Here is an 11,629-nt window from a genome sequence, read left to right as displayed (position 1 = left end):
GAAGAGAACCACATGGGCAAGGCAACCGGTTTTCTCGAGTTCGAACGTCGCCACGAGACGTACGAGGCTCCGCTCACGCGTGTGAAGCACTACAAGGAATTCGTCGCGGCACTGACCGACGACGAAGCGAAGATTCAAGGCGCGCGTTGCATGGACTGCGGCATTCCGTTCTGCAACAACGGCTGCCCGGTCAACAACATCATCCCGGACTTCAACGACCTGGTGTTCCGTCAGGACTGGAAGAACGCGATCGAAGTGCTGCACTCGACCAACAACTTCCCCGAGTTCACGGGCCGCATCTGCCCGGCGCCGTGCGAAGCGGCGTGCACGCTCGGCATCAACGACGACCCGGTCGGCATCAAGTCGATCGAGCACGCGATCATCGACAAGGCTTGGGCCGAAGGCTGGGTCGCGCCGCAAACGCCGAAGCACAAGACCGGCAAGAAGGTCGCCGTGGTCGGCTCGGGCCCCGCGGGTCTCGCGGCTGCCCAGCAGCTCGCGCGCGCCGGTCATGACGTGACCGTGTTCGAGAAGAACGACCGGATCGGCGGTCTGCTGCGTTATGGCATCCCCGACTTCAAGCTGGAGAAGTGGCAGATCGACCGCCGCATGCGCCAGATGGAAGCCGAAGGCGTGACGTTCCGCACCAACGTGTTCATCGGCAAGCCGGACTCGCTGCCGGCGCACATCGGCAACACCGCGAAGGAAACCATCACGCCGGCCGAATTGAACGAACAGTTCGACGCGGTCGTGATCGCCGGTGGTTCGGAAACGCCGCGCGATCTGCCGGTGCCGGGCCGCGAGCTCGAAGGCGTGTACTACGCGATGGAGTTCCTGCCGCAGCAGAACAAGGTCAACGCCGGCGACAAGGTGCCGAACCAGCTGATCGCGAAGGGCAAGCACGTCGTCGTGATCGGCGGTGGCGATACCGGTTCGGACTGCGTGGGTACGTCGAACCGTCATGGCGCAAAGAGCGTCACGCAGTTCGAACTGCTGCCGCAGCCGCCGGAAGAAGAGAACAAGCCGCTCGTGTGGCCGTACTGGCCGATCAAGCTGCGCACGTCGTCGTCGCACGAGGAAGGCTGCGAGCGCGATTGGGCGGTTGCGACCAAGCGCCTCGAAGGCAAGAACGGCAAGGTCGAGAAGCTGATCGCCGCGCGCGTCGAATGGAAGGACGGCAAGATGGTCGAAGTGCCGAACTCCGAATTCGAAATGAAGGCCGACCTCGTGCTGCTCGCGATGGGCTTCACGCAGCCGGTCTCGCCGGTGCTCGAAGCATTCGGCGTCGACAAGGATGCGCGCGGCAACGTGCGCGCTACGACCGAGGGCGACAAGGCGTACTACACGTCGGTGGACAAGGTGTTCACGGCGGGCGACATGCGTCGCGGCCAGTCGCTCGTGGTATGGGCGATCCGCGAAGGCCGTCAGTGCGCACGTTCGGTCGATGCGTTCCTGATGGGCCATTCCGAACTGCCACGTTAAGCGTCTTCAATTTCAGGAAGACGCGGAGACGACAAGGTGCCCCAAGAAGGGCGCCTGTAGCGGTAAAGCGATGCAGTAAAAAAGAAACCGGGCTCGCCTGAAAGGGGGAGCCCGGTTTTCTTTTTGCCTCGCCGCAGTGCGTTCTGTCCGCCTCATTTGCGATGACGCGCGAGCGTCACGCGGTATGTGTTGGCGCGCGCCCGGCCCTCTTTTTTCTTACTAAACCCTACGATGTAACGCAAAACTTATTGGTCAACGTTAAACTGCGCTTGCAGCCCGGCTGCCCACCCGACCCTCCTATAACCCGTCGCCCCCGATGCCCGTCACCGCGAAAAACCGTTCGCCTTTCCGCGCCCTTACGAGCACGACCGTGCCCGTGGAGCGAGGCGTGCTGGGCGAAACCTCTGCGGCGCGGCGACGCTTTCTGAGGGGCTCCGCCGGTGCGATGCTGGCCGCGGGCTTCGGCAGCACGCTGCTGTCCGCGTGCGGCGGCAGTCTCGAAGCCGAGCAGCCGGCTACGCCGCGACTCGTGTCGGTCAGCAATTTCCGCGATGTCGGCGGCGCGGCGGCCGGCTATCTGACCGTCGACGGCAAGCAGATGCGGCGCGGCGTGTTCTTTCGCGCGAATGCGCTGACGCTGAGCGGCACGGACGCGGCGACACTCGGCAGGCTCGGCATCGTGTCGGTTTTCGACCTGCGCACGCCCGCCGAAATCGCGCGCACCGCCGACGTGCTGCCGGGCGGCGCGACATCCGCCACGCTGAATGTGCTCGGCACGAACGACTTCGTCACGCCCCCGGTCGACTCGTCCGTCGACGCCGTCGCATTCATGCAGGCGCAGGCGCGCGCGTATGTGACGGGCGCGCCGCAGCGAGCCGCCTATGGCGCGTTGCTCAGCGCGCTGGCCAACGGCACGGGCGCGCAGCTATTCCATTCGAGTGCGGGCAAGGACCGCGCGGGATGGGTCGCGGCACTGCTGCTCAGCATCGCCAACGTTCCGCTCGACGTGATCATGCAGGACTACCTGCTCAGCAACGTCTATCTCGCGCCGTCGATAGCTGCCCAAACCACCACGTTGCGCGCGCAGGAAGGCGCGGCCATCGCCGCGGCGAGAGCGCCGTTGTTCGACGTCGACGAGAATTATCTGCAGGCGGGCTTCGACCAGGTCCAGGCGAGTTACGGCACGATGGCGAGCTACCTGACGCAAGGCCTCGGCCTTTCCACGGCAACGGTCGACGCGCTGCGCAATCGGCTCGTGCATTAACGCGCTTGGGCCGTCCGATGGCGAAAAAAAGTCCGCCCCAGAGGAGCGGGCGGACGGAGAAGGGCGGCATCGAGGTTGCCCGGGGGCAACTATAAGGCCGCAACCCGCGCGACAGCCGATGCGGTAAGGACAGGTAAGTGCCCTTAGCGCGCCCCCTTACCTACGCGCATCCTCACGTCAGCGCCGGGTCCACCGGCAATTCGATCCGTACGTCGAGCCCGCCCCGCGCGTGATTGCGCACGAGGCAGCGTCCACCGCGATGGTGCGCGAGCCGCGCGACGATCGCGAGACCGAGGCCGCAATGGCCTTCGCCGCCGCGCGCGGCGTCGAGCCGCACGAACGGCTTCATCGCCGCGGCGATGCGGTCGTCGGGAATGCCGGGGCCGTGGTCGCGCACGCTGATGATCCAATGCCCCTCGTTGCACGCGGTTGAGATTTCCACCGGCGGCATGCCGTGTTCGAGCGCGTTGTCGACGAGGTTCGTCACCAGCCGGTCGAGCAGCGTGCGCGGCAGCGTGAACGACGGGCCGGCGCGCAAGTCGAGTGCGAAGAGCGGGGTTTCGGCGGGGTCCGCGGCTTCGGCGGGTTCAGCGGCCTCCGGGTAATCGCTCGAGGAAAACTGCTCGCGCAAGAACTCGTCGACTTCGACCGGCGGGCCGGCGTCCGCCGATTGGCCCGCGAATTCGAGGAACTGCTGGACGATGTTGGTCAGCGCATCGACGTCGCGGATCAGGCCCGCGCGCTCGTTTTCATCGACCAGCACGCTTGCGCGCAGCTTCAGGCGCGTAAGCGGCGCCTTCAGATCGTGCGCGACGCCGGCGAGCATCACCGCCTGGTCGTCGCCGGCTTCGTTCAGGCGCCGCATCATGTCGTTGAACGAGCCGATCAGATCGCGCAGTTCGCGCGGGCCCTGCACCGGCACGGGTTCGGGCCGGCCGCCCGAGCCGAATGCGCGCGACGCATCGGCGACGCGCAGCAACGGCCGTTGCATCTGCCAAACCGCGAACAGCGACAGGATCAGTCCGGCGGCCAGCATCGAGACGGATTCGATCAGAAAGCGCGGCGGCGGCGGAACGTCGACCGGAACGACGACCCAGTTCGACTTGCCCGGAGACAACACCCACAGTTGCGGCGGACGCAGATCGTCGACGGCGATCTGCGTGCCGGCCGGCAGGTTCTCGCGCAGATGCCGGCTCAGCTCGATCAGCATATGCTCGTGCGGCTCACGCAGATGCACGCTGGTCGGCATGTTCCAGGTGGGTACCAGATGCACGCGCATCGCCGGCGCGAGCGCGGCGCCCTTGATCGGCTCGCCGTTGATCGCCTGCAGCACGAGCAGAATGCCGCGCGCGAAGCCGTCGATTTCATGGCGCGGCGGCTGCATCGTCACCAGCACGAACCAGCTCGCCTGAATCGCGAACAGCACCGCCGCCGACAGCAACGCCATTCTGCCGAACAGCGTGTTCAGCGGGTTTCTCATGCGCTCGGGGTGGCCCCGTCCTCGAAGGGGGTGCCGTTGGCGTCGGGCACGAAGACGTAGCCCTTGCCGCGCACCGTTTGCACGTAGCACGGGTTCGACGGATCGTCCTCGATCACGCGGCGCAGGCGCCAGATCGGCACGTCGAGGCTGCGGTCGCGGAAGGCGAGATCGTCGCGATGCACGAGATCATGAATCAGCACGCGCGAGAGCACCTTGTACGGATTGTTGACGAAGATCTTCAGCAGCGCGAATTCGCTGTCGCGCAGCGGCAGCTTGGCGTCGTCGCGGCTCAGCGAGCGCGTCGCGAAGTCCAGTTCGAACGGACCGAAGTGATAGCGCTTGCGGGCTTCGGGCGCGCTCGTGGTGGACGGCCCGCGCCGGCGCAGCACGGTCTGGATGCGCACCAGCAGTTCGCGCGGATCGAATGGCTTGGTCAGATAGTCGTCCGCGCCAAGCGACAGACCGACGATGCGATCGGCCACCGTGCCGCGCGCGGTCACGAAGATCACCGGGATGTCGTCGCCGGCGGCGCGCAACGCGGTGAGCGCGCGCAGGCCGTCGGTGTTCGGCATCATGATGTCGAGCACGACGACCGACGGCCGCTCACGCTCGAGACGACGCTGCAAATGAGTGCCGTCATGCAGCACGGACGCATCGAAACCGTTGGACTGCAGAAACTTGCAAAGCAGATCGCGTACGACCGGATCGTCGTCGACGATAAGGACCTGTGGATTCATGGCGAAATTCTAGACTGGCGCGCCCGACGCGCGACCGCGCATTTCCTTACCAACGCTTACTGTGCGCCGCGGGGCGCTGGCGGGCGCGCGCCGTGGCGAATCAGCGAAGGTTCCGCGCCTACTGTAGCACTGCCTGCCCCTGCTCTCCGCAACGACCGCCACGCGATGACCACGCCTGGCAAGCACTGGAAAGTCCTCGCAAGCCCACGAAACGGATCGTAACAACCGCGCGAAAGCGTGCTTTGCTTGGCCCATCGTCGGCACTTGCGCGGCGCGATGATTCGTTCCGCAGCAAGTCGCTCCGCACGCCGAACGAGGTCCGCTGCCTCGGACGACGGCGTGCGTCGTTCAACCGACACCAGCGCGCAATGCGCACCTTCGCGAGGTCCATCATGACGATCCACAACACTCTCAGTTCCGCGCCTTTCTCCACGCTGGCGAAGACGCCAGCCACGGAAAAGTCCTCCAGTTCGGGTTCCACCAACGCAGCGGCGAAATCGCAGCAAAGCAGTGCGCTCCAGCAGCCTGCACTGCCTGTGCCGGGGACGGGGCTCATCGGTCATCTGGTCAACACGACGGCGTGAACTGGCGAGGTCCGCGTGCTGTTATCCAGAACTACTGAGCGTCGGAGTCGCGCCCTGGCGTGGCTCCTTGCCGGCTCGCTGCTGTTGCCGCTGGGCGGCTGCGGCGCCGCGGCGCTGCCGTGCCGGGTCACGGCGGCGACCCTGAAAGTGCTGCCGGTCGTCGGCCATGCGGCGGCGACGCCTTTCGACATGTGCGCTTCCGCGATCGACTGAATCATGACGCTCACCAGGATGGTCGGTGCATTGATGCTGCTCGGCGGTGTGCTGACGTGCGCCGCGCATGCGCAGCCTGACGCGCGCAGTCCGAAGGCGGCCAGCGCGGCATCGAATATCGTCGTCACCGACACGCGGCGGCGCTTGCCGGACGCGCCGTTTTCGTTTCGCGGCGTCGCGCTCGGCATCACGATCGACGAATTCCGCGCGGGCTCGGCCGTCCGCGCGACGCCGATCGGCAGCGTGCCGATCTGCGAGACCGACGTGCAGGCAGGTGCGCTCGGCATGCGGCTGAAATCGCACGATAGCCTGAGCGTCGCGTGCCGCTGGGCGCATCGCGATGATGAGCGCTGGGCGGTGTCGCAGGCGGTGGTCGATGGCGCGCCGGCACTCGAACATGTGATGCGCTTTACGCGTATCGACGGGCAAGGCGCATTGCGTCTCTACGAGATGTCGTTCGTGATCGACGAACTGACCGCGGAGGATCTGCGCGACGCGCTCGAAGATCGTTTTGGGCCGCCGCGTCTCGCGACGCGCAACGCGGCGGCACCGGGCGCGATGCCGATGTACGTATGGGAGAACGCGGTCAGTTCGATCACGCTTTGCTTTCTGCCGCGCAGCCGCAACGGCACGCTCACGTATCTGCTGAAGGGCTCGGATGCGTGGATGAAAGCGGTCGTGCGGCAGTGGCAGGCGAGCGGCGCCGACGCGGGCTGATGATTGTCTGGCAAGCCTGACTATCGGAATGAGCCCAACGCCGAAAGCGGGTGGCGACCCACTAGCGCCGCCACGCTTCAACTCCATTTCATCTTTCTCGCCACGGAGCCAGCATGACCGCATTACGTCTCATCCTTGTGTTCGGCGCCGCGAGCTGTCTCGCGGCCTGTTCGAGCGCGCAGACGAGGTCGATCGTCGAAACGCCGATGGCGCCGCCGCTCGCATCCGCGCCTTTGAACGTCAACACGCAAGGCGCGATCTATCAGGCCGGCGCACCGCTGCTGCTGTATGAGACGCCGCGCGCGCAGCATATCGGCGACGTGCTGACGATCCGGCTGTCCGAATCGTATAGCGGCAACAACAGCGGGAGCGCATCGGCGAACCGCGCGAGCAGCATCACCGCGGCCGCGGCGGACCAATCGACGAACGCCGCCGCGCGGCTCGCGAAACTGTTCAACATCGGCTCGGCCAGCACCGACTACAAAGGGCAGGGCCGTCTGAGCGACATCAGCGACATGACGGGCACGCTCGCCGTGACCGTGATCGGCACGGTGTCGGGCGGCAATCTCGTCGTGTCGGGCGAGAAGGTGATCGCGATGAGCGGTACCCGTGACCGTCTTCGGTTGTCGGGCATCGTCAATCCCAAGGATATCGAAGCGGGCAATTACGTTGCGTCGAGCAAGGTCGCGAACGCGCGCATCGAGCAGGCGGGCCTCGGCATGGTCAACGATGCGACGACGATGGGCTGGCTGCAGCGGATGTTTCTGAGTGTGCTGACGTTTTGACTGTCGGCCGCGTCAGCGCGGTGCCCGTTATGCGCGGCGCGCAGATCGCATCAACTGGCTTCGATCAGTTCGACTCGCACCGCTAGCCGAGCGGCGGCGTGAGCCCGCGCTCGGCCGCGCCGATCTCGCCGTCCGGCACGAACACATAGCCGCGTCCCCACACTGTCTGCACGTAGCGCGGTTCCGACGGGTCCACTTCGATCAGGCGACGCAAGCGCCAGATCGACACGTCGAGACTCCGATTGCGATGCGCGTCGCTATTGCCGTGCAGTTTCTCGAGCAACTGCGCGCGCGTGAGCACGGTCATCGCATGCGTGACGAACACCTTCAGCATCGCGAATTCGCTCGAACGCAGCGTGATGCGTTCGCCGCCGCGGCGCAGTTCGCGCGCGGGGAAGTTCACTTCGAAACGGCCGAAATGATAGGGCGCGCGTTGCTCGGGCGCGCCCGGCGCGATCGAGCCGCGACGACGCAGCACGGTGCGAATCCGCGCGACGAGCTCGCTCGGTTCGAACGGCTTGCCGAGATAGTCGTCGGCGCCGAGCTCGAGGCCGATCACGCGATCGATCGGATCGGAGCGCGCGGTCAGCAGAATCACGGGAATGTCGTCGCCAGCGACGCGCAATGCGCGCAGCGCGCTGATGCCATCGAGCTCCGGCATCATGATGTCGAGCACGACGAGAGCGGGGCGCTCCTGCTGCAATCTGCGCTGCAACGCCGAGCCATTTTCGAGCGTGGCGACGTTAAAGCCGCGCCCGTGCAGATACTCGCTGACGAGCTCGCGTACGACGGGATCGTCATCGACGATCAGGATGGTCTGGTTCATTCAGGTGATCTTAGTGATGCCCACGGGCCGCGCAAAGCGCATACCGCTTTCCAATCCTTTCCCGTGTAAGACGCTGCAAGCGAACCCCAAGCTGCGGGTATTCAGTGGGTCGGCGCGAAGGCCTGCGAGGTCTGCAAGGTCTGCTGTTGCTGCTCCTGGCGCGCGAAATCGGTTCGATCGACGACCATCCGCTCGATCAAGCCGCCAAGCTTCACCGAGGCCGACGAGAAGCGGTCGGTGTTCAGGCCGCCCGTCTGATAGCGCGCCGTGACCAGAATGCGACCGCTCTGGATCAGCGTCAGATCGATGATCGACAGGTACTGGATCGATTCGTCGCTGAACGAGCGACGCCCATAGTCGATCGCGGCGTTGTAGACGAGCCGCGCTTCGCAGCCGGCGGGTGAAGTGCCCGGATTGTAGACGTCCGAACGAATGCCGCGCCGCTCGAGCGCGAGCTGCAGCGCCGGCACGAAATCGCCGACCGACACCGTCGGGTTCACTTCGATGCACACGTGCTGCACATCCGCGGGCCGGCCATTGACGAAGGTCGGCGACGAGTAGTTAGACGCGATCGCGTAGCCGGCCTGGATCACGGAACCGGTGGCGTCGGCGGCCTGGATCAGCGTCCATGCGCAGCCGTCGAGCGTGAGTGTCAGCGTCGCGGCGAAGGCGGCGAGGGCGCAGCGACGCCGCGATATCAGCGAGGCGACCCGACCCGGACGCGAAGGCCTGGTTGCGGCTGGCGCGCGCACGGTTGGCGGCGAGGTCATAATGCGGCGCCCGATCCCGGTCACGAGATTCGCTGGGTCATCGAAAGCAGCAACGGCCGCGCGCTCAGCGCGTCACGCGCAGTCGCAGTTCGTTCTGACCTTGCACGCTTGCGGTGACGTTCACGCGGCGCGCGTCGGTGGTCACGACGAAATGCTGGCGCACAGGTGTGTTGACGTCGTGCACGACGCGCGGAAAACAGGCGGCGATGTCGGCGCCGAGTTCTTCGAGCGGATCGTTGATGACGCCGTCGGCTTGCCAGTGCGCGCGCCAGTGGCAGTCGTACGCGTGCGCGGTGGCGCGGCAATCGTCGGAGTGGGAGACGCCCGGCAGTTGCGCTGCGGTCTCGCCCGGCAGTTGCCGGAAATCGCTCGCATCGACGATGTGCGTCAGCGCCGCGCAGATATCGGCGGGCTGATTCGGCTCGGCCGTTTGCGCGGCATCGACGGTGTTCGTGACGAGCAGCGCGGCGCCGCAGGCGAGCGCGAGGCGCGGGAGCAAAGACGGGAGAAAAGGTGAAACACGGCGAGCGAATGACATGGGCGAGAAGTCCGGAGAGCGGTTGCGATCAAAGACGTGACTGACGTCAACGAAGGCCGACGCATGGCGCGGCCCGTACGACTATGGTCGCTGCTCGCAGGCATTTTCAAAGCGCGGAACAGCTTGTGCGCTTCGCAAATGCTTCCGAACTCTTCTCGTGTCTTTCCGGATGTTTCGCACGACGCGCGGAGCGGCGTCGTGCGCTTTTTTGACCTGAGCGCCGCGCGCGTCGCTTACGCCGCTATCGCTTCGGCCGAACGCTCGACGTCGAGCGTTTCGTCATGGAACGCAGCAAGCGATTCGCGATGCGCGACGCTGACGATCGCCGCCTTCGGCAACCGCTCGGTGAACAGTCGATAGAGCCGCGCCTCGTTTTCCGCGTCGAGCGCGCTGGTCGCTTCGTCGAGGAACAGATAGTCAGGCTTGTGCAGCAGCACGCGCGCGGCGGCGAAGCGCTGCTGCTCACCCGGCGACAGCACGCGGGTCCAGTGCCCCGTTTCCTGCAGACGGTCCGCGTATTCCGACAGATGGCAGGTGATGAGCGCGTCGCGGCATTCGTCGTCGCCATAGGTGTCCGCCGCCGATGGATACGCGAGCGCCGCCTTCAGCGTGCCGATCGGCATGTAGCTGACCTGCGGGATGAACATCATGCGGGCATTGACCGGCGCGTCGATCGAACCGTCGCCGAACGGCCACAGGCCCGCGAGCGCGCGCATCAGCGTGCTCTTGCCGGCGCCCGACGGACCGCGCACGAGCCAGCGCGAGCCCGGCCGGATCGCGATATCGCGGATGCGCGACAGGGGGTTGCCATTGGGCAGCGCGAGCGTGAGGCTGTCGGTGGTGAGCGTGTTGCTGTCGACGAAATGCAGGTTGATGCCGCCGTGTTCCGTGGCCGGCGACACCGATTCCTTCAGACGCGGCGCATGCACGACGCGCTTGAATTCGCGCAGCCGGTTCACGGTCGCGCGCCATTCGACGAGGCTCGTATAACTGTTGATGAACCACGAGAACGAATCACTGACGGTGCCGAACGCGCTCGAAATCTGCATCAGCACGCCGAACGTGAACGCGCCCGCGAAGTAGCGCGGCGCGGCGACGACGATCGGGAAAATGATCGCGATCTGGCCGTAGAAGCTCAGCACGAAGGTCAGGCGCTTCGTGTACTTCATCACCTGCCACCAGTTGTCGCGGATGCGGCCGAACAGCGTGCACGCGTTCGTCTTCTCGGTTTCCATGCCGTTGTAGAACGCGATCTGCTCGGCGTTCTCACGCAGCCGGATCAGACCGAAACGGAAATCCGCCTCGACCTTCTGCGCCTGATAGTTGATCGACACGAGCGGATGGCCGACCTTCTGCATAACGAGCGAACCGACCACCGCATACAGCGCGGCGGCCCACACCATATAGCCGGGGATATGCAGCGGCATGCCGCCGAGCGAAATACTCAGCGCGCCCGCGAGCGTCCACAGGATCGTGATGAACGACACCAGCGTGACGACGGTCGACAGCAGATCGAGCGTCAGCGACAGCGTGGTGGTCGCGAACGACTGCAGGTCGTCGCTGATCCGCTGGTCCGGGTTGTCGGCGAGGCGGTCACGCTCGATGCGGTAGAACGCGCTGTCGTTGAGCCACTCGTTCAGGTAGCGGGTGGTCAGCCACTGGCGCCAGCGGAATCCGAGCATCTGGCGCAGATAGCGCCCATACACGGCGAGGATGATGAAGCCGAACGCGAGTCCGGTAAAAATCATCAACAGATGCGGGAAGTCGTGGACGTTCTTCTGTTGCAGCGCGTTGTAGAAGTCTGCGCTCCAGCGGTTCAGGCGCACGTTGATCCAGACGACGATCAGGTTCATCACGATGATCGCGACGAGCAGCGCCCATGCGATGCCTCGTTCCTCGGAAACCCAGTAAGGCTTGATCAGGCTCCAGGCGGAGACCTTTTCGTCGGACGGCAGCGCGGGGCTGGCGGAAGTATGTGGTGTCATGAGCGTCCTGATGAAGTGCTGACCCGAAGTGCATTCCGGCGGCGTACGGGTCCGATCTGGTTACCCATGTCGGGCGATCCCGCTAACAGCCGGCCCTTTGCGAGGCCGTGACTGCGGCGGGTCTGCGATACCTGGCCGGGCATCGCGCCATCGCGATGAACGCGAGTCCGGACGGGCGCCCGATTCTGGCGTGACGCCCTTAAGCGAAAATTAATTTTTCGGGGCCGGCGTCCGCCGTGATTCCGCCG

At 65.5% G+C, this 11,629-nt stretch carries 12 protein-coding genes; 6 read left to right on the top strand and 6 right to left on the bottom strand.

The features are described 5' to 3' along the window. Positions 1-12 precede the first annotated feature (12 nt). Positions 13-1,482: a glutamate synthase subunit beta gene (locus tag VSR82_RS30145; RefSeq protein WP_410850221.1), complete on the top strand. Its 1,470-nt coding sequence runs from the start codon at positions 13-15 to the stop codon at positions 1,480-1,482. A 316-nt stretch (positions 1,483-1,798) separates the two neighbouring features. Next, positions 1,799-2,746 (top strand): tyrosine-protein phosphatase, encoded by a 948-nt coding sequence (locus VSR82_RS30140; RefSeq protein WP_429461729.1) that lies wholly within the window; start codon positions 1,799-1,801, stop codon positions 2,744-2,746. A gap of 172 nt (positions 2,747-2,918) precedes the next feature. On the opposite strand, the gene VSR82_RS30135 is transcribed toward VSR82_RS30140, so the two are convergent. After that, a complete protein-coding gene (locus VSR82_RS30135; protein ID WP_368584369.1) occupies positions 2,919-4,226 on the bottom strand; it encodes an ATP-binding protein in 1,308 nt (435 codons plus the stop codon). Next, positions 4,223-4,963, bottom strand: a complete 741-nt coding sequence (locus VSR82_RS30130) for a response regulator (protein ID WP_429461732.1) — start codon at positions 4,961-4,963, stop codon at positions 4,223-4,225. Before VSR82_RS30130 ends, VSR82_RS30135 begins: the two co-directional genes overlap by 4 nt. Before the next feature lie 392 nt (positions 4,964-5,355). Between VSR82_RS30130 and VSR82_RS30125 the strand changes: the two genes are divergently transcribed. From VSR82_RS30125 to VSR82_RS30110, 4 genes are all read left to right on the top strand, one after another. Then, positions 5,356-5,547 carry a hypothetical protein gene (locus tag VSR82_RS30125; protein WP_429461734.1) on the top strand — a complete coding sequence of 64 codons (192 nt, stop codon included), beginning with the start codon at positions 5,356-5,358 and terminating at the stop codon, positions 5,545-5,547. A gap of 15 nt (positions 5,548-5,562) precedes the next feature. Next, positions 5,563-5,760, top strand: coding sequence for a DUF6726 family protein (locus VSR82_RS30120; protein WP_410850225.1), 198 nt, complete (start codon positions 5,563-5,565; stop codon positions 5,758-5,760). Positions 5,761-5,763: 3 nt separating this feature from the next. Then, positions 5,764-6,477 carry a hypothetical protein gene (locus tag VSR82_RS30115; RefSeq protein ID WP_429461736.1) on the top strand — a complete coding sequence of 238 codons (714 nt, stop codon included), beginning with the start codon at positions 5,764-5,766 and terminating at the stop codon, positions 6,475-6,477. Between the two features lie 113 nt (positions 6,478-6,590). Next, complete coding sequence (locus tag VSR82_RS30110; protein WP_429461738.1) at positions 6,591-7,262, top strand: flagellar basal body L-ring protein FlgH; 672 nt, start codon at positions 6,591-6,593, stop codon at positions 7,260-7,262. Between the two features lie 82 nt (positions 7,263-7,344). Here VSR82_RS30110 and VSR82_RS30105 read toward each other — a convergent pair whose 3' ends face one another. The 4 genes from VSR82_RS30105 to VSR82_RS30090 form a co-directional block, all read right to left on the bottom strand. After that, entirely contained in the window at positions 7,345-8,088 is a 744-nt protein-coding gene (locus VSR82_RS30105; RefSeq protein ID WP_429461740.1) for a response regulator, read from the bottom strand. Between the two features lie 101 nt (positions 8,089-8,189). Further along, complete coding sequence (locus VSR82_RS30100; protein ID WP_429461742.1) at positions 8,190-8,858, bottom strand: hypothetical protein; 669 nt, start codon at positions 8,856-8,858, stop codon at positions 8,190-8,192. A 64-nt stretch (positions 8,859-8,922) separates the two neighbouring features. Beyond that, positions 8,923-9,396 carry a hypothetical protein gene (locus VSR82_RS30095; RefSeq protein ID WP_429461744.1) on the bottom strand — a complete coding sequence of 158 codons (474 nt, stop codon included), beginning with the start codon at positions 9,394-9,396 and terminating at the stop codon, positions 8,923-8,925. A 233-nt stretch (positions 9,397-9,629) separates the two neighbouring features. After that, positions 9,630-11,381, bottom strand: coding sequence for an ABC transporter ATP-binding protein/permease (locus VSR82_RS30090; RefSeq protein WP_498858300.1), 1,752 nt, complete (start codon positions 11,379-11,381; stop codon positions 9,630-9,632). Positions 11,382-11,629 lie beyond the last annotated feature (248 nt).

Origin of the sequence: Burkholderia sp. JPY481, from assembly GCF_038900515.1 — a bacterium.
Classification (GTDB): Bacteria; Pseudomonadota; Gammaproteobacteria; order Burkholderiales; family Burkholderiaceae; genus Paraburkholderia; species Paraburkholderia youngii.
The sequence above is the reverse complement of the archived record's forward strand: the minus strand, read 5'-3'. Positions and strand labels throughout refer to the sequence as shown.